Source organism: Bradyrhizobium sp., assembly GCF_035484855.1.
Lineage (GTDB): Bacteria > Pseudomonadota > Alphaproteobacteria > Rhizobiales > Xanthobacteraceae > Bradyrhizobium.
In genome coordinates this window covers 1-16,604 of record NZ_DATHOP010000009.1, presented here as the reverse complement: position 1 = coordinate 16,604, position 16,604 = coordinate 1, and the positions used below count along the sequence as shown (strand labels likewise).

Sequence of the window (16,604 nt, the reverse complement as noted above, 5' to 3'; positions counted from 1 at the left end):
GGTTTCGTCGGGCCGGAAATGCAGTTGGCCAGCGACCTTGCGGAGGGCGGCGGTTCGAAGGAAACTGCCGTCGGGCGCGCCAACGCGCCTGGGAGGCAAGAAAAATGAAAATAACCCGCAGGGGCCTGCTCGGGTCGGCATCGGCCTCCCTGGCGGCCTCCTTCCTCGGCAAGCCGGCCGGCGCCGCGGCCGAGTTCGAGTTCAAACTCGGCGTCAACACCCCGGATAACCACCCCCTGACGGTTCGATTGACGGAGGCCGCCCGGGCCATCGGGGCGCAATCGTCCGGCCGGCTGAACGTCACGGTATTTCCCAACAGCCAACTCGGCGGCGATCCCGAGATGCTGTCGCAGGTCCGCGCCGGCGGTATCGAATTACTGGCCGCGCCCAGCATGACGCTATCGACCCTGGTGCCGCTGTCGGGGCTGCCGAGCATCGGGTTTGCCTTCGCCTCCTACGACCAGGTATGGGCGGCGATGGACGGCGGCGTCGGCGATGTCGTCCGCGACGCCATCGGCAAGGCCGGGCTCGTCCCGACCGGGAAGATGTGGGACAACGGTTTTCGGCAGATCACCTCGTCGTCGAGCCGGCAGCTCAACAGCGTCGAAGACCTCCGGGGCTTCAAGATCCGCGTTCCCGTCACGGCGCTATTGACCTCTCTGTTCAGCGGGTTAGGGGCGCTGCCTTCAAGCATCAGTTACAGCGAACTCTACTCGGCGCTACAGACCCACATCGTCGAGGGGCAGGAAAACCCGCTGGCGCAGGTCTCGACCGGCAAGCTGTACGAAGTGCAGAAATATTGCGCGCTGTCGAACCACTGCTGGAGCGGCTACTGGATCGTCGCCAACCGCCGGGCACTGGCGAGCCTGCCGGCCGACCTGTTGGAACTCCTCAACCGAGAATTCGATGCCGCCGCCGTCAAGGAGCGCGCCGATCTGCTCGAGATGGACCGCTCGCTGCAGGCCGAACTGACCGGCAAAGGCATGATCTTCAACAAGCCCGACCCGGTGCAGTTCAGGGCGGCCCTGGTGAAGGCCGGCTTCTACACCCAGTGGCAGAAGACCTATGGCGCGGAGGCTTGGGCGATGCTGGAGAAATACACGGGGCCGCTGACCTGAGCTTCAGGTCGCCCGCTTGATGTCGGCGCGGATCGAGGCCGCCGCCCACACGAACAACAGCGCGCCGAGCGTGGTGGTGACGGCGGCCGACAACAGCGAGTAGCGCACGGCGTCGGCGCCGTAATCGTTCTTCAACGCGTCGTTGATCATGCCGACAGCCAGCGGGCCGACGCCCTGGCCGAAACAGGTTGCGGTCAAAAGGATGATGGCTGACGCCAGCGCCCGCATGCTGGGGCGTGGCACCGTCTGCGCGATGGCGAAGATCGGCCCGAGATGGAACCCGACCAGGAACGAAGTCGCCGCCAGCGCCGCGACCATGGTCGCAAAATCCGGCGTCAGCATGCACACTGCGAACACCGGTCCGGCGAGGCCCGAGGTGATCGCCGGCGCCCACAGCTTCCAGCGGTCGTCGCGCCGGCTGATCTGCGCCACCACGAGGCCGCCGACCAGCGTGCCCGCCATGCCGAACAGGCCCTTGAAGGTGCCGGCATAGGTGCCGATCTCGGCGCTCGTCAGGTGATGCACCCGCGCCAGGAATGGCGGGATCCAGGCGGCGGTGGCGTAGTTGGTATAGGTGGTCAGGCAAAAGCCGATCAGCATGATGACGAAAGTCTTTTGCGAGGTGAGAAAGCCGAGCGTCGGTCCGATCGGCTCGGGCGCGAAGGTTTCGGCGTGGGCGCCGCGCACTGGTTCGGAAATCGTCAGCCACAGGATCGCGGCCAGCGCAATGCCGGGCAGGCCGGCGGTGAAGAACGCCATCCGCCAGCCGTAGTGCTGGTTGATATAGCCGCCGAGAAAATAGCCCAGAAACACCCCGAGATAGGTGCCGATGGCGTAGACGCCGAGCGCGCGTGGGCGCTCGTTCTTGTCGAAGAGATCGGCGATCATCGATTGCGAGGCGGGGGTGCCGGCGGATTCCCCGATCCCGACGCCGATCCTGGCCAGCGCCAGGCTGCCCACACTCGAGGCCATGCCGCACACAAACGTCATCGCGCTCCAGAACGCGAACGCCAGCGCCACGATATTGCGCCGGTTGAGCCGGTCGGCGATGCGCGCAATGGGGATGCCGAGCAGCGAATAGAACAAGACGAAACCGAAGCCCGCGAGCAGGCCCATGGTGGTATCGCTGAGCGAAAATTCCTTTTTGATCGGCTCGATCAGCACGTTGAAAATGGTGCGGTCGAGAAAATTCAGCGCATAGACGATGGTCAGAAGCCCCAGCACATAGTATCGACGGTTGGACGGCCTTGCGGCTGTGTCGGCCTGCGCGACCGCCTGCGGCGCAAAATCGACCATGGTCTTCCCCCAGGATTAGTTTTTTATTTTGAGCCGGCCCGCAGTCAGGCCTCGCGAATGAAATTTCCGGCCTCGAATTCGACCGGCGGCGCACTCTGGTCGAACGAGACGCCGATCGGATCGCGCCCCGCGGCGACCGCCTCGAGTTGATCGCCCAGCATGCGCCGGATCATCAGGATGCCGCGGTCGCTCTGGCCGAAATGCTCCTCCGAATGCAGCGTCACCGGCCCCTGGCCGACCTGGGCCTCGTAATCGCCGGGAAATTGCTGGTGTTCGGCTTCCGTCATGTCCCACCAGAATTTGCCGTTGAATTTCGAGCGCATCCGCCCGATATCGCCGCGCGCCTTGACCCGGCCGGCGACGTAGATGCGGAAAGAAGTGTCGTCGATCGGCAATGTCCAGCCGATCGACTCGACGCGGGCGAATTGCGCGACCCGCGGATTGGGCACCACGCGCAGGGTAGGCAGCGCGGCTTCCGTCACCCGATAGAAGATCTTGCCCTCGTCCTGGTTGCGGATCGAGCGCACCGTGACGCCGCGCGGCGACATCTCGAACTTCACCTCGGGCATCGAGGCCATCATGTTGGTGAATTGGGGACCGCTGAAGGAGCCGTGCAGCACCGGAACGTGGTAGGGATCGACCACGTTTTCGAAATGCTGCAGCCAGTTGCAGGGGATGACGGCCGGTCCGCCGCCGCCGATCGAGGTATCGTCGGCCTCGACGAACTCGCCGTCGTCCATCTTTTCCAGGGCTTCGTAGCGTGGCAGCACCGGTTTTTTCTCCGGTGGTCCCATATAGGCGAAGATCAGCCCGTAGCGCTCCTGCAGGGGATACCAGGGCTGGCGCACCTTGTCCCTGAACTGGCCGCCGTCGGGTTCGCAGGGCTGCTCCAGGCAGTTGCCTTCGGTGTCGAATTTCCAGCCGTGGTAGCAGCAGCGGATGCCGTCCTCCTCCACCTTGCCATAATAGAGGGTGGTACCGCGATGGCAGCAGCGCGCGTGCAGGAGACCGGGCCGGCCATGCCTGTCGCGGAACAGGATGAGGTCCTCGGCCAATGCCCGGACCTTTCGGGGAATGTCGGCGGCGTCGGCGGAGAGGCCGATCGGGTGCCAGTAGCGGCGCAGCAGTTCCCCCATCGGCGTGCCGCGGCCGACCGCGGTCAGTTCGGTCCGGCTGACGGACGGCCGCATGGCATAAGCGGTGCCGAGATCGCGATCCCGCTGGGTGATGTTCATCGGCGCTTCCTCCACTTCCGGCCTTGCCGGCCGTTGTCGGTGACTGCGGTCAAATTGGACTTCGGGCAGGGGGAAGGTCAATGCGCAAAGAAATAGGGGGCTGGCGAAGCCGTCAAAATAGCTTGTCTTGCGCCCCTTGTTGCGCTGCGCTAAGCCTCGGAATGTTCCCCGTTAACGAATCTGCGGCTGTCTTGTGCCCGCAGGAAAAGGCAGCGCCGATGACCGGCATCCTTCAGAATTACCTTCCACTTGTGGTGTTTATCGGGGTCGCGGGCCTGATCGGTTTGGTGCTCCTGATCGCACCCTTCGTGGTCGCGTTCCAACAGCCAGATCCGGAGAAGCTGTCCGCCTATGAATGCGGATTCAACGCATTCGACGATGCCCGCATGAAATTCGACGTCCGCTTCTACCTGGTGGCCATCCTGTTCATTATCTTTGATCTCGAAGTGGCATTCCTGTTCCCATGGGCGGTGGCGTTCGGGAAGCTGGGGGCAACCGGCTTCTGGTCGATGGTGGTGTTCCTGGCCGTGCTCACCGTCGGCTTTGCCTATGAATGGAAGAAAGGCGCGCTCGAATGGGATTGAGCCCCGCTGTAGCACCCGCCACGACCGGCATTCTCGACCCCTCGACCGGCAGGCCGGTCGGCGCCAATGACCCCTATTTCCTCGAGGTCAATCACGAACTGTCCGACAAGGGTTTTTTCGTCGCCGCGGCCGATGACCTGATCACCTGGGCGCGCACGGGTTCGCTGATGTGGATGACCTTCGGTCTCGCCTGCTGCGCGGTCGAGATGATGCAGGTGTCGATGCCCCGCTACGACGTCGAGCGCTTCGGATTTGCGCCGCGCGCCTCGCCCAGGCAGTCCGACGTCATGATCGTGGCGGGCACGCTGACCAACAAGATGGCGCCGGCGCTGCGCAAGGTCTACGACCAGATGCCGGAGCCGCGCTATGTGATCTCGATGGGGTCGTGCGCCAATGGCGGCGGCTATTATCACTATTCCTACTCGGTGGTGCGCGGCTGCGACCGCATCGTGCCCATCGATGTCTACGTGCCCGGCTGTCCGCCGACGGCGGAGGCGCTGCTGTACGGCATCTTGCTGCTGCAGAAGAAAATCCGGCGCACCGGAACCATCGAACGCTAAGAGAGGCCCATGACTGATCCCGCAGACATGATCGTGCCGCTGCTCCGCGAAATGCGCGCCGAAGATCTGGCGGAACATGAGCGAACAAGGGCATTGATTCTGACTCTCGACAAGCGATTGGGCGGGGTAGAGAACTCGCAGAGAAGCTTTCGGCAAGCATTAACTGCCGACACCCTCCTCAGTAAGCTCGTGACCGGTGAATTCGAGGAGCGTATCGAAGCTCTCGAAACGAAGGTGCGAGAGTTAGAGGGCCACAAGTGAGCAAGCTCGATGAGCTCGGTGAGACGATCAAGGCGGCGCTGCCTGATGCTGTGACGGAGCATGCTGTGGCGTTCGATCAGCTAACGCTAGGAGTGCACGCAGACAAGATCGTCGATGTCGTGCGTTTCCTGCGCGATGATCCCGGTTGTCGTTTTGTCAGCTTCACCGATGTGACGGCGGTGGATTATCCCGGTCGCGAAAAACGTTTTGAGGTGATCTATCACCTGCTGTCGCCGACGCTGAACACGCGCATTCGGTTGCGGGTCGCGGCCGACGAGACCACGCAGGTGCCGTCGATCATCGAGGTATTTCCGGGCACCGACTGGTTCGAGCGCGAATGCTACGATCTCTACGGCGTGATCTTCACCGGCCATCCCGACATGCGGCGACTGCTGACCGACTACGGCTTCGACGGCCATCCCTTGCGCAAGGATTTCCCGCTCACGGGCTTCGTCGAGGTGCGCTACGACGACCAGGAAAAGCGGGTGTTGTATGAGCCCGTCCGCTTGAACCAGGAATTCCGCAACTTCGATTTTCTCTCGCCATGGGAGGGGGCGGACTACCCGATGCTGCCCGGCGATGAGAAGGCGGGACCGAAGGTCTGACCATGAACGAGCAGAATCTTCGTAATTTTACGATCAATTTTGGGCCTCAGCATCCGGCTGCGCATGGCGTGCTTCGTCTCGTGTTGGAGCTCGATGGTGAGGTCGTGGCGCGCGTCGATCCGCATATCGGTCTCTTGCATCGCGGCACCGAAAAACTGATCGAGCAGAAGACCTATCTGCAGGCCATCCCGTATTTCGACCGGCTCGATTATGTCGCGCCGATGAACCAGGAACACGCCTTCTGTCTCGCCGCGGAAAAGCTCTTGGGCATCGAGGTGCCGCGGCGCGGGCAACTGATCCGGGTGCTCTATTGCGAGATCGGCCGCATCCTGTCGCACCTGCTCAATGTCACGACGCAGGCGATGGACGTCGGCGCGCTGACCCCGCCGCTATGGGGCTTTGAAGAGCGCGAAAAGCTGATGGTGTTTTACGAGCGCGCCTCCGGCTCGCGGATGCACGCGGCCTATTTCCGCGTCGGCGGCGTGCACCAGGACCTGCCGCCAAAACTGATCGACGATATCGAGGCCTGGTGCGACCCGTTCCTATCGGTGGTCGACGATCTCGACCGGCTGCTGACGGGAAATCGCATCTTCAAGCAGCGCAATGTCGACATCGGCGTGGTCCCGCTCAAGGAAGCCTGGGAGTGGGGTTTTTCAGGCGTGATGGTGCGCGGCTCCGGCGCGGCCTGGGATCTGCGCAAGGCGCAGCCTTACGAATGCTATGCCGAGATGGATTTCGACATCCCGATCGGCAAGAACGGCGACTGCTACGACCGCTATCTGATCCGCATGGAGGAGATGCGCCAGTCCGTGCGCATCATGAAGCAGTGCATTGCAAAACTTCGCGCCGCCGATGGGCAGGGGCCGGTCGCGATCGAGGATAACAAGATCTTCCCGCCGCGCCGGGGCGAGATGAAGCGCTCGATGGAAGCGCTGATCCACCACTTCAAGCTCTACACCGAGGGTTTTCACGTCCCGGAAGGCGAGGTCTACGCCGCGGTCGAGGCGCCGAAGGGCGAGTTCGGCGTCTACCTCGTCGCCGACGGCAGCAACAAGCCCTACAAGTGCAAGATCCGCGCGCCGGGTTTCGCGCATCTGCAGGCGATGGATCACATCTGCCGCGGCCATCTGCTGGCCGACGTTTCCGCCATCCTCGGTTCGCTCGATATCGTGTTCGGAGAGGTCGATCGGTGATCGCTCTGCCGCCCATCCAGTTCGACCGCGCTTCGGGTTCGCTCGAGGGCGCCAACCTGTGGGAGCGGACGGCTGCGCTGGCGCTGGCGACGGGCTCGAAAATATCGTCGCATTTTTCGCATCGCGGCTACAACCACTGCGCCAACCTGCTGCGCAAGACGCTGTCCGAGCGCGATATCGCGATCAAACTCAATGCGGACGCGACGTTCGAATTCCCTTATGGCGACGGTTACTGGAGCAAGCTGCTCAACCGGTCTTATTCGTATGAGGACGAACTGGAATTCCTGTTCCGTGATTCCGTCTCGGTGGATTACACGCTGATCGATTGCGGCGCCAATTTCGGTTACTGGTCGGTGCTGGTTTCGAGCGCGCCTTATGGTTCGCACAGGGCGATCGCGATCGAGCCGTCGTCCCAGAATTTCGCCAAGCTTGCCAACAACGCCGCCATCAACGGCAACCGCTTCGAACTGATGAAATGCGCCATTGGCGCCGCGCGGGGCACCGCGCGGCTGTCCGGCACCAAGCACGAGGCGTTCAGCATCGCCGGCGGCGCCGCTGTCGGCGGCGAGGACGTGCCGGTGATCGCGCTCGACAATCTGCTCGACGACGGCAAGGTTTCGGCCGGCGGGAAATTCCTCATCAAGCTCGACGTCGAGGGTGTCGAGGTCGAGGCGATCAAGGGCGGCACGCGGCTCTTGCAAGCCGACAGCGTGTTGTTGTGCGAGGAGCACGGCAACGATCCGCATCACACCGTTTCGCGCTACATCCTCGAACAGACCCCGCTCAAATTGATCGTCTACGATCCGCGCAGCAATCGCCTGGAGACGGTCACCGAGCTTTCGATCCTCGACCGCATCAAGGTTTCATCCCACGTCGGTTACAACGTGTTCGGCACCGCAAGCGCGTTCTGGCAAGACCGGATCAACGCGCTGAACGCAAACGCCGCACGCCGCATGCAATGAGAGACTGAACGATTATGTCTGTCCGCCGCCTCGCACCGAAGGAAATGCAGCCCGCGAACTTCACGTTCTCGGCGGAAAACCTCGCCTGGGCGAAAAACGAAATGGCGAAATATCCGGCCGGCCGCCAGGCTTCTGCCGCGATCGCGATCCTGTGGCGGGTCCAGGAACAGCACGAGGGCTGGGTTTCGGAAGCGGCGATCCGGGTCGTCGCCGATCTGCTCGACATGCCCCATATCCGGATGCTGGAGATTGCGACCTTCTATACGATGTTCCAGCTGGAGCCGGTCGGCAAGAAGGCGCATGTCCAGGTCTGCGGCACCACGCCGTGCCGGCTCCGCGGCGCTGCCGATCTCATTCAGGTGTGTCAGAGCCGCATCCATCACGATCCCTTCCATCTGTCGAAAGACGGCAATTTCAGCTGGGAGGAAGTCGAATGCCTCGGCGCCTGCGTGAATGCGCCGATGGTGCTGATCTGGAAGGACACCTACGAGGACCTGACCAAGGAGAGCTTCGGCAAGGTGCTGGACGGCTTTGCCGCCGGTAATCCGCCGAAGCCGGGACCGCAAATCAACCGGCAGTTTTCCGCCCCCGTCGGCGGTCCGACCACGCTGAAGGAAACCACATGAAGCTTGGTCGAACATCGCAGGCGGCAGGGCCGGGGAGCACCGTGGCAATGAAGCGCTGGGGTTATATCGCTTTGCACGCCGCTGTCGCCGCAGCGTTCTTTTTCCTGCTGCAGCGTTACGCGCTGAGTGCCTCGCTTGAATCGAGCCTGTTGTGGGCGGTGACCTTCGGCGGATGCGCCGCGGGGCTGGCCTACATGCAGTCCAATCGCGCACCCTAGGGAAGTTTTCCGTTATGCTCGACGACAAGGACCGCATCTTCAGGAATCTCTACGGCCTCCAGGACTGGGGCCTCGAAGGCGCGCGCCACCGCGGCGCCTGGGACGGCACGAAAGCGATCATCGACAAGGGCCGCGACTGGGTCATCAACGAGATGAAGGCCTCCGGCTTGCGCGGGCGCGGCGGAGCCGGCTTTCCGACCGGCCTGAAATGGTCGTTCATGCCCAAGGAATCCACCGACGGCCGGCCGAGCTATCTCGTCGTCAATGCCGACGAGTCCGAGCCCGGCACCTGCAAGGACCGCGAGATCATGCGGCACGATCCGCATCTCCTGGTCGAGGGCTGCCTGCTGGCGAGCTTCGCGATGGGCGCGCATGCCTGCTACATTTATGTGCGCGGCGAATTCATCCGGGAGCGCGAGCACCTGCAGGCCGCGGTCGATCAGGCCTATGAGGCCAAGCTGATCGGCAAGGACAACCTCAACGGCTGGCCGTTCGACCTCTACGTGACGCATGGCGCCGGCGCCTATATCTGCGGGGAGGAAACGGCGCTACTGGAAAGCCTCGAAGGCAAGAAGGGCCAGCCGCGGCTGAAGCCGCCATTCCCGGCCAATGTCGGTCTCTATGGCTGCCCGACCACGGTGAACAACGTCGAGTCGATCGCGGTCGCTCCCGATATCCTGCGCCGCGGCGCCGCGTGGTTCGCCGCCATCGGCCGGCCCAACAATGTCGGCACCAAGCTGTTCTGCATTTCCGGCCATGTCGAGCGGCCCTGCAATGTCGAAGAAGCCATGGGCATTCCGTTCCGCGAGCTGATCGAGCGGCATTGCGGCGGCGTCCGCGGCGGCTGGGACAATCTCAAGGCGGTCATCCCCGGCGGCTCGTCGGTGCGCATGGTGCCGGCCGAATTGATCATCGACACCCCGATGGATTTCGACAGCCTGGGAAAACTGCGCTCCGGCCTCGGCACCGCCGCCGTCATCGTCATGGACAAGTCGACCGACCTGATCCGGGCGATCGCGCGCATCTCCTATTTCTACAAGCATGAGAGCTGCGGCCAGTGCACGCCCTGCCGCGAAGGTACGGGCTGGATGTGGCGGGTGCTGACGCGGATGGCCGAAGGCCGCGCCCACAAGCGCGAGATCGACATGCTGCTGGAAGTGACAAAACAGGTCGAGGGTCACACCATCTGCGCGCTCGGCGACGCCGCGGCCTGGCCGATCCAGGGCCTGATCGCGCATTTCCGTCACGAGATCGAGGAGCGCATCGACGAATATTCACGCAAAGCCGATATCGACGATGCCGGCATCCTGGATCCTGCGCACATGGTCGCGGCGGAGTAGGGACGATGTCGCAACCGGGCATTCTTTGGTGGCAGAAATACGGGACGCTGGCGCAGATGGCGCAGGCGTCCGTGGCGCTGCTCGGCTTCGTTGCGATCCTGTTCCAGATCAACGAGCTCCGCTCCAACAGCCGCGCGGTCAGCGCTCGGCAGGTTTTTCTCGGCTACACCGACCTGGCGTTCAAGAATCCAAAATTCGCGGCGCCGGACTACGATGCGATCAAGGCCGGCAGCCACGACGAGCAGGTTCAGTACGAGAGCTTTGTGTCCTACTTCCTCTATGCATGTGAGGAGGCGACCGCGGCCTTCGCCGACAAGCGCGAATGGGTTGCGTCCTGCGACTACGACCTAAAGCCGCATCTGCCGTTCCTGTGCGAGAAATACAAGGCAGAGCCGGCCTATCTCGAAACCTACTCTGTCGATACCCAGCAATGGGTGAAGGCATCCCTGAAGACTGCCAGCGTCACACCGCCCGACTGCAAGCTGGGAAAGACCTGAGACCGCTATGACCAAACTCATCGTCGATGGCAAAGAGATCGATGTTCCCCCGGAGTACACGCTGCTGCAGGCGTGCGAGGCCGCGGGCGCCGAAATTCCGCGCTTCTGCTACCATGAGCGGCTGTCGATCGCCGGCAATTGCCGGATGTGCCTGGTCGAGATCAAGGGCGGCCCGAAGCCGGTCGCAAGCTGCGCCTGGGGCGTGCGCGATTGCCGTCCCGGTCCGAAGGGCGAGCCGCCGGAAATCTCCACCAAATCGCCGATGGTGAAGAAGGCGCGCGAAGGCGTGATGGAATTCTTGCTGATCAACCATCCGCTGGATTGCCCGATCTGCGATCAGGGGGGCGAGTGCGACCTGCAGGATCAGGCGATGGGTTACGGCGCCGACGCCTCGCGCTTTGCCGAAAACAAGCGCGCGGTCGAGGACAAATATCTGGGCGCGCTGGTCAAGACCTCGATGAACCGCTGCATCCAGTGCACCCGCTGCGTCCGTTTTTCCGCCGAAGTCTGCGGCGCGCCGGAGATGGGCGCCACCGGCCGCGGCGAGGACATGGAGATCACGACTTATCTGGAGTCGGCGCTGACCTCGGAGCTGCAGGGTAACCTGGTCGACATCTGCCCGGTCGGCGCACTGACCTCAAAGCCCTACGCGTTTGCCGCACGGCCCTGGGAGCTTGGCAAGACCCAGTCGATCGACGTGATGGACGGCGTAGGTTCCGCGATCCGGGTCGACACCCGTGGCCGCGAGGTGATGCGGATTTTGCCGCGCGTCAACGAGGCGGTGAACGAGGAATGGATTTCCGACAAGACCCGCCATGTCGTCGACGGCCTGCGCACCCAGCGGCTCGACCGGCCGTACATCAGGGAGAACGGCCAGCTCCGCCCCGCGTCATGGCCGCAGGCCTTCGAGGCGATTGCGGCGAAGATGGCCCGCAGCGACGGCAAGCGGATCGGGGCCATATCAGGCGATCTCGCCGCGGTGGAGGAGATGTTCGCGCTGAAGGACCTGCTTTCGAAATACGGCTCGGTCAACCTCGCCGTGCAGGGCGGCGACGCCTTCGATCCCAAGGCCGGTCGCGCCTCCTACCTCTTCAATCCCACCATTGCCGGCATCGACCAGGCCGATGCGCTCCTGATCATCGGTTCGAATCCGCGGAAGGAGGCTGCCGTCCTCAACGCACGCATCCGCAAGCGCTGGCGGACCGGCCAACTCAAGATCGGCCTGATCGGCGCCAACGCGGACCACACCTACGGCTACGATTATCTCGGCGCGGGCACGGATTCACTCACCGAGCTCGCAGGCGGCAAGCATTCGTTCGCGGATGTCCTGAAGGGCGCGAAACACCCGATCGTGCTGGTCGGATCTGGTGCTGCCGCTCGGTATGACGGGGTGGCGGTGCTGGCGCTTGCGGCGAAAATCGCCACCGATGTCGGCGCGCTCAAGGACGGCTGGAACGGTTTTGCAGTGCTGCACGATACGGCCTCCCGGGTCGGCGCGCTCGATATCGGCTTTGCCGGCGGCGCGGGCGGCTTGAGCGCGGCGCAGATGACGACGTTCGGCACGCTCGATGTCCTGTTCCTGCTCGGCGCCGACGAGACCAAAGTCCCGGACGGCACGTTCGTCGTCTATATCGGCACCCATGGCGACCATGGCGCGCATCGTGCCGACGTCATTCTGCCGGGCGCGGCCTACACCGAGAAATCCGGCATCTTCGTCAATACCGAGGGCCGGGTGCAGATCGCCAACCGCGCCGGCTTTCCTCCGGGGGAAGCGCGCGAGGACTGGGCGATCATCCGCGCGCTGTCGGATGTGCTGGGCAAGAAGCTGTCCTACGATTCGCTTGCCGCGCTGCGCCAGGTGTTGTTCAAGGTCGCCCCGCATCTGATGCGCGTCGACGCCATCGAGGCCGGCAACGCCGCCGGCATCGGCACGATCGCGGGCCGCGGCGGCAGCGTCGAGAAGACGCCGTTCAAATCCTCGGTCGAGGATTTCTATCTGACCAACCCCATCGCGCGCGCCTCGGCGGTGATGGCGGAATGCTCGAAGCTGGCCTCCGGGCAGATGCTGACGGCAGCGGAGTGAGCGTGACCTGATGGATGGATTCTTCGCAAGCGCGTTCTGGACCGGCTTCCTCTGGCCGCTGATCGTCATGGTTGCCGAAAGCCTGCTGCTGCTTGTCGTGCTGTTGATCGCGATCGCCTACATCCTGCTCGCCGACCGCAAGATCTGGGCGGCGGTGCAGATCAGGCGCGGCCCCAATGTCGTCGGCCCCTTTGGCCTGTTCCAGTCCTTTGCCGATCTTCTCAAATTCGTGCTGAAGGAGCCGATCATCCCCTCCGGCGCCAACAAGGGCGTGTTCCTGCTGGCGCCATTGGTATCCTGCGTGCTGGCGCTCGCGGCCTGGGCGGTGATTCCGATGAATCTCGGCTGGGTGATCTCCGACATCAATGTCGGCGTGCTGTACATCTTCGCGATCTCCTCGCTGTCGATCTACGGCATCATCATGGCCGGCTGGTCGTCGAACTCGAAATACCCGTTCCTGGCCGCGCTTCGCTCGGCGGCGCAGATGGTCAGCTACGAGGTCTCGATCGGTTTTGTCATTATCACGGTGCTGCTTTGCGCCGGCTCGCTCAATCTCTCCGCCGTGGTCGAGGCCCAAAATACCCATGGCTTCGCCAGCCTGATCGGCCTGCCCAAGCTGACCATCCTGAACTGGTACGTCTGGCCGCTGTTCCCGATGTTCGTGGTGTTCTACGTCTCGGCGCTGGCGGAAACCAACCGGCCGCCGTTCGACCTGGTGGAAGCCGAATCCGAACTGGTCGCGGGTTTCATGGTCGAATACGGCTCGACCCCGTATCTGCTGTTCATGCTCGGCGAATATGTCGCGATCACCACGATGTGCGCGATGGCAACCATCCTGTTCCTCGGCGGCTGGCTGCCGCCGATCGCGGTAGCGCCGTTCACCTGGGTGCCCGGGGTGATCTGGTTCGCGCTCAAGGTATTTTTCATGTTCTTCATGTTTGCGATGGCGAAGGCGATGGTGCCGCGCTACCGCTACGACCAGTTGATGCGGCTCGGCTGGAAGGTGTTCCTGCCGCTGTCGCTGGCGATGGTGGTTGTCGTCGCCGGCGTGCTGCATTTCGCTGGCATCGCGCCGCAATGAGGTCGCCATGAGTGTCAACATCAACGCCACCGCGCGCTCGCTTCTGCTGACGGAATTCGTATCGGCGTTCTTTCTCGCCATGCGCTATTTCTTCAAGCCGAAGTCGACGCTGAATTATCCATTCGAGAAGGGGCCGATCTCGCCGCGCTTCCGCGGCGAGCACGCGCTGCGCCGCTACCCCAATGGCGAGGAGCGCTGCATCGCCTGCAAGCTGTGCGAGGCGATCTGCCCGGCGCAGGCCATCACCATCGAGGCCGGCCCGCGCCGCAACGACGGCACCCGCCGCACCGTGCGTTACGACATCGACATGGTGAAATGCATCTATTGCGGGCTGTGCCAGGAGGCTTGTCCGGTCGATGCCATCGTCGAGGGGCCGAATTTCGAATTCGCGACCGAGACGCGCGAGGAACTCTACTATGACAAGGCCAAACTGCTCGCCAATGGCGACCGCTGGGAGCGCGAACTTGCGAAATCGATCGAACTCGACGCGCCGTACCGGTGAGGTGAGGGCATGATCGTATCCCATACCCATACGTCATTCCGGGGCGCGCGCAGCGCGAACCCGGAATCTCGAGATTCCGGGTCTGGTCCTTCGGACCATCCCGGAATGACGGGGAATTCACGATGATCCTTGCCGCGCTGTTCTTCTATCTGTTCGCCGGCGTCTGCGTCGCCTCGGCGGTGATGGTGATTGTGTCGCGCAATCCCGTGCACTCCGTGCTGTTTCTGATCCTCGCCTTCGTCAACGCGTCGGGTCTTTTCATCCTGATGGGGGCGGAATTCCTGGGGATGGTTCTCATCTTCGTTTATGTCGGCGCGGTCGCGACCATGTTCCTGTTCGTGATCATGATGCTGGATGTCGACTTCACCGAACTGCGCGAGGGCTTTATCGAGTACCTGCCGGTCGGTCTGGTGATCGGCGGGATTTTCCTGTTCGAACTGCTCCTGACCGTCGCGGTCTGGACGATCAACCCCGGCATTGCCAAATCGATCACTGCGGCGATTCCGGCCAATGTCAGCAACACCGAGGCGCTCGGCCTCGTGCTCTATACGAAATATATCTATTACTTCCAGATCGCCGGCATGGTGCTGCTGGTGGCGATGATCGGCGCCATCGTGCTGACCTTGCGCCACAAGGCCAGTGTCAAGCGGCAGGACATCAACGTACAGAACGCGCGGACGCCGGAGATCGCGATGAGCGTGCGCAAGGTGGCCTCCGGCCAGGGCCTGCAGGACGCGGACGCGCCGGAGTGGGTGCAATGACGATCGGTCTCGGACATTATCTTGCGGTCGGCGCGATCGTGTTCACGCTCGGCATCCTCGGCATCTTTCTCAACCGCAAGAACATCATCATCATCCTGATGTCGGTCGAATTGATCCTGCTCGCGGTCAATATCAACCTGGTGGCGTTCTCGACTTTCCTCGGCGACATCGTCGGCCAGGTGTTCGCGCTGTTGGTGCTCACGGTGGCCGCGGCGGAGACGGCGATCGGTCTGGCGATATTGGTGGTGTATTTCCGCAACCGCGGCTCGATCGCGGTTGAAGACGTCAATATGATGAAGGGCTAGCGCGCTTATGATCCAGGCAATCGTCTTTCTGCCGCTGATCGGCGCTATCCTCGCCGGCCTGATCTCCATTTTCGGGGCGCATGCGCGCAATCCCAGCGGCGACACCATGGAGCATCACGACGATGCCCATGGCGCCGACGCGCATGCCTCAGAGGCCCATGACGACGATGCCGACGATCATGGTCACGACGATCACGCGGTCGAACCGCCGGCGGCGGGTTCGCGCGCGGCCGAATTGATCACCACCGGCCTGTTGTTCGTTTCGGCGGGGCTATCCTGGTTCGTGCTGGTCGATGTGGGCTTCCTGCATCACGACGCCCGCATTGCGCTGTTCCCCTGGATCAATTCGGGCGATCTGCAGGTCGCCTGGGCGCTGCGGGTCGATACGCTGACCGCGGTGATGCTGGTCGTGGTCAATACCATCTCGTCGCTGGTGCATCTTTATTCGATCGGTTACATGGACGAGGACCCGTACCGGCCGCGCTTCTTCAGCTACCTCAGCCTGTTCACCTTCGCGATGCTGATGCTGGTGACATCGGACAATCTGGTGCAGCTGTTCTTCGGCTGGGAAGGCGTCGGCCTCATGAGCTACCTGCTGATCGGCTTCTGGTACCAGAAGCCGTCGGCGAATGCAGCGGCGATCAAGGCCTTCGTGGTCAACCGGGTCGGCGATTTCGGCTTTGCGCTCGGCATTTTTGCGATTTTCGCGCTGATCGGCTCGATCGATTTCGAGACCATTTTTGCCGGTGCGCCGGGGCTGACTGGCAAGACCATCGACTTTTTCGGCTGGCACGCCGACGCGCTGACATTGGTATGTCTGCTGCTGTTCATGGGTGCGATGGGCAAGTCCGCCCAGTTCCTGCTGCACACCTGGCTGCCGGACGCCATGGAAGGTCCGACGCCGGTCTCCGCCCTGATCCATGCGGCGACCATGGTCACCGCCGGCGTCTTCATGGTGGCGCGGCTGTCGCCGCTGTTCGAGCTCGCCCCCAACGCGCAGGCCTTTGTGATGTTCATCGGCGCCACCACCGCCTTCTTCGCCGCGACCGTCGGCCTCGTGCAGAACGACATCAAGCGCATCGTGGCCTATTCGACCTGTTCGCAGCTTGGCTACATGTTCGTGGCGATGGGAGCAGGGGCCTATTCGGTCGGCATCTTCCATCTCTTCACCCACGCCTTCTTCAAGGCGCTTCTGTTCCTCGGCTCGGGCTCCGTGATTGCCGCCATGCATCACGAGCAGGACATGCGGCGCATGGGCGGCCTCAGGAAGGTCATTCCCTTCACCTTCTGGATGATGGTGATCGGCACGCTGGCGCTCACCGGCTTTCCCTTCACCGCCGGCTATTATTCGAAGGACGCGATCATCGAGGCGGCCTA

The 16,604-nt window shown here is 63.0% G+C and carries 19 protein-coding genes; 17 read left to right on the top strand and 2 right to left on the bottom strand.

Annotated features, from left to right (window positions below):
• Positions 1-104 precede the first annotated feature (104 nt).
• Positions 105-1,118 (top strand): TRAP transporter substrate-binding protein, encoded by a 1,014-nt coding sequence (locus VK804_RS00615; protein WP_325366614.1) that lies wholly within the window; start codon positions 105-107, stop codon positions 1,116-1,118.
• Positions 1,119-1,121: 3 nt separating this feature from the next.
• Here VK804_RS00615 and VK804_RS00610 read toward each other — a convergent pair whose 3' ends face one another.
• Together VK804_RS00610 and VK804_RS00605 are read right to left on the bottom strand one after the other, a co-directional pair.
• A complete protein-coding gene (locus VK804_RS00610; RefSeq protein ID WP_325366612.1) occupies positions 1,122-2,414 on the bottom strand; it encodes an MFS transporter in 1,293 nt (430 codons plus the stop codon).
• Positions 2,415-2,458: 44 nt separating this feature from the next.
• Positions 2,459-3,649, bottom strand: a complete 1,191-nt coding sequence (locus tag VK804_RS00605) for an aromatic ring-hydroxylating dioxygenase subunit alpha (RefSeq protein ID WP_325366610.1) — start codon at positions 3,647-3,649, stop codon at positions 2,459-2,461.
• A gap of 218 nt (positions 3,650-3,867) precedes the next feature.
• Here VK804_RS00605 and VK804_RS00600 point away from each other — a divergent pair, with 218 nt between their 5' ends.
• The 16 genes from VK804_RS00600 to nuoL all read left to right on the top strand — a co-directional run.
• Positions 3,868-4,233, top strand: coding sequence for an NADH-quinone oxidoreductase subunit A (locus tag VK804_RS00600; protein WP_325366747.1), 366 nt, complete (start codon positions 3,868-3,870; stop codon positions 4,231-4,233).
• The gene (locus VK804_RS00595) at positions 4,203-4,793 is read left to right on the top strand and encodes a NuoB/complex I 20 kDa subunit family protein (protein ID WP_414642690.1); all 591 of its coding nucleotides are present in this window, start codon (positions 4,203-4,205) and stop codon (positions 4,791-4,793) included. Before VK804_RS00600 ends, VK804_RS00595 begins: the two co-directional genes overlap by 31 nt.
• Before the next feature lie 9 nt (positions 4,794-4,802).
• Positions 4,803-5,054 (top strand): hypothetical protein, encoded by a 252-nt coding sequence (locus tag VK804_RS00590; RefSeq protein ID WP_325366606.1) that lies wholly within the window; start codon positions 4,803-4,805, stop codon positions 5,052-5,054.
• Complete coding sequence (locus VK804_RS00585) at positions 5,051-5,659, top strand: NADH-quinone oxidoreductase subunit C (RefSeq protein ID WP_325366604.1); 609 nt, start codon at positions 5,051-5,053, stop codon at positions 5,657-5,659. Before VK804_RS00590 ends, VK804_RS00585 begins: the two co-directional genes overlap by 4 nt.
• A gap of 2 nt (positions 5,660-5,661) precedes the next feature.
• Positions 5,662-6,852: an NADH-quinone oxidoreductase subunit D gene (locus VK804_RS00580; protein ID WP_325366602.1), complete on the top strand. Its 1,191-nt coding sequence runs from the start codon at positions 5,662-5,664 to the stop codon at positions 6,850-6,852.
• Positions 6,852-7,814, top strand: coding sequence for an FkbM family methyltransferase (locus tag VK804_RS00575; protein WP_325366745.1), 963 nt, complete (start codon positions 6,852-6,854; stop codon positions 7,812-7,814). The genes VK804_RS00580 and VK804_RS00575 overlap by 1 nt, the downstream gene beginning before the upstream one ends.
• A gap of 14 nt (positions 7,815-7,828) precedes the next feature.
• Positions 7,829-8,440 (top strand): NADH-quinone oxidoreductase subunit NuoE, encoded by a 612-nt coding sequence (gene nuoE, locus VK804_RS00570; protein WP_325366600.1) that lies wholly within the window; start codon positions 7,829-7,831, stop codon positions 8,438-8,440.
• Positions 8,437-8,658 (top strand): hypothetical protein, encoded by a 222-nt coding sequence (locus tag VK804_RS00565; protein WP_325366598.1) that lies wholly within the window; start codon positions 8,437-8,439, stop codon positions 8,656-8,658. The genes nuoE and VK804_RS00565 overlap by 4 nt, the downstream gene beginning before the upstream one ends.
• A gap of 14 nt (positions 8,659-8,672) precedes the next feature.
• The gene (gene nuoF, locus VK804_RS00560) at positions 8,673-9,998 is read left to right on the top strand and encodes an NADH-quinone oxidoreductase subunit NuoF (protein ID WP_325366596.1); all 1,326 of its coding nucleotides are present in this window, start codon (positions 8,673-8,675) and stop codon (positions 9,996-9,998) included.
• 5 nt (positions 9,999-10,003) lie between these two features.
• The gene (locus tag VK804_RS00555; RefSeq protein WP_325366594.1) at positions 10,004-10,495 is read left to right on the top strand and encodes a hypothetical protein; all 492 of its coding nucleotides are present in this window, start codon (positions 10,004-10,006) and stop codon (positions 10,493-10,495) included.
• Between the two features lie 7 nt (positions 10,496-10,502).
• Positions 10,503-12,578, top strand: coding sequence for an NADH-quinone oxidoreductase subunit NuoG (nuoG, locus tag VK804_RS00550; protein WP_325366592.1), 2,076 nt, complete (start codon positions 10,503-10,505; stop codon positions 12,576-12,578).
• A 10-nt stretch (positions 12,579-12,588) separates the two neighbouring features.
• On the top strand, positions 12,589-13,659 hold the full coding sequence (gene nuoH / locus VK804_RS00545) for an NADH-quinone oxidoreductase subunit NuoH (RefSeq protein WP_325366590.1): 1,071 nt from the start codon (positions 12,589-12,591) through the stop codon (positions 13,657-13,659).
• 7 nt (positions 13,660-13,666) lie between these two features.
• On the top strand, positions 13,667-14,161 hold the full coding sequence (gene nuoI / locus VK804_RS00540; protein ID WP_325366588.1) for an NADH-quinone oxidoreductase subunit NuoI: 495 nt from the start codon (positions 13,667-13,669) through the stop codon (positions 14,159-14,161).
• Between the two features lie 122 nt (positions 14,162-14,283).
• Positions 14,284-14,922, top strand: a complete 639-nt coding sequence (locus VK804_RS00535; RefSeq protein WP_325366586.1) for an NADH-quinone oxidoreductase subunit J — start codon at positions 14,284-14,286, stop codon at positions 14,920-14,922.
• Positions 14,919-15,227, top strand: coding sequence for an NADH-quinone oxidoreductase subunit NuoK (gene nuoK, locus VK804_RS00530; RefSeq protein WP_325366584.1), 309 nt, complete (start codon positions 14,919-14,921; stop codon positions 15,225-15,227). The genes VK804_RS00535 and nuoK overlap by 4 nt, the downstream gene beginning before the upstream one ends.
• A 7-nt stretch (positions 15,228-15,234) precedes the next feature.
• Positions 15,235-16,604 (top strand): NADH-quinone oxidoreductase subunit L (gene nuoL / locus VK804_RS00525; RefSeq protein ID WP_325366582.1); only part of this gene is annotated, 1,370 nt, incomplete at its 3' end.

Excerpts from the sequence above, each read along its gene's own strand:
- VK804_RS00615 (WP_325366614.1), top strand. The coding sequence starts at position 105 with ATGAAAATAACCCGCAGGGGCCTGCTCGGGTCGGCATCGGCCTCCCTG.
- nuoK (WP_325366584.1), top strand. The coding sequence starts at position 14,919 with ATGACGATCGGTCTCGGACATTATCTTGCGGTCGGCGCGATCGTGTTC.
- VK804_RS00580 (WP_325366602.1), top strand. The coding sequence starts at position 5,662 with ATGAACGAGCAGAATCTTCGTAATTTTACGATCAATTTTGGGCCTCAG.
- nuoH (WP_325366590.1), top strand. The coding sequence starts at position 12,589 with ATGGATGGATTCTTCGCAAGCGCGTTCTGGACCGGCTTCCTCTGGCCG.
- VK804_RS00565 (WP_325366598.1), top strand. The coding sequence starts at position 8,437 with ATGAAGCTTGGTCGAACATCGCAGGCGGCAGGGCCGGGGAGCACCGTG.
- VK804_RS00605 (WP_325366610.1), bottom strand. The coding sequence starts at position 3,649 with ATGAACATCACCCAGCGGGATCGCGATCTCGGCACCGCTTATGCCATG.
- nuoI (WP_325366588.1), top strand. The coding sequence starts at position 13,667 with ATGAGTGTCAACATCAACGCCACCGCGCGCTCGCTTCTGCTGACGGAA.
- nuoG (WP_325366592.1), top strand. The coding sequence starts at position 10,503 with ATGACCAAACTCATCGTCGATGGCAAAGAGATCGATGTTCCCCCGGAG.
- VK804_RS00590 (WP_325366606.1), top strand. The coding sequence starts at position 4,803 with ATGACTGATCCCGCAGACATGATCGTGCCGCTGCTCCGCGAAATGCGC.
- VK804_RS00600 (WP_325366747.1), top strand. The coding sequence starts at position 3,868 with ATGACCGGCATCCTTCAGAATTACCTTCCACTTGTGGTGTTTATCGGG.
- VK804_RS00555 (WP_325366594.1), top strand. The coding sequence starts at position 10,004 with ATGTCGCAACCGGGCATTCTTTGGTGGCAGAAATACGGGACGCTGGCG.
- VK804_RS00535 (WP_325366586.1), top strand. The coding sequence starts at position 14,284 with ATGATCCTTGCCGCGCTGTTCTTCTATCTGTTCGCCGGCGTCTGCGTC.
- VK804_RS00595 (WP_414642690.1), top strand. The coding sequence starts at position 4,203 with ATGGAAGAAAGGCGCGCTCGAATGGGATTGAGCCCCGCTGTAGCACCC.
- nuoE (WP_325366600.1), top strand. The coding sequence starts at position 7,829 with ATGTCTGTCCGCCGCCTCGCACCGAAGGAAATGCAGCCCGCGAACTTC.
- nuoF (WP_325366596.1), top strand. The coding sequence starts at position 8,673 with ATGCTCGACGACAAGGACCGCATCTTCAGGAATCTCTACGGCCTCCAG.
- VK804_RS00610 (WP_325366612.1), bottom strand. The coding sequence starts at position 2,414 with ATGGTCGATTTTGCGCCGCAGGCGGTCGCGCAGGCCGACACAGCCGCA.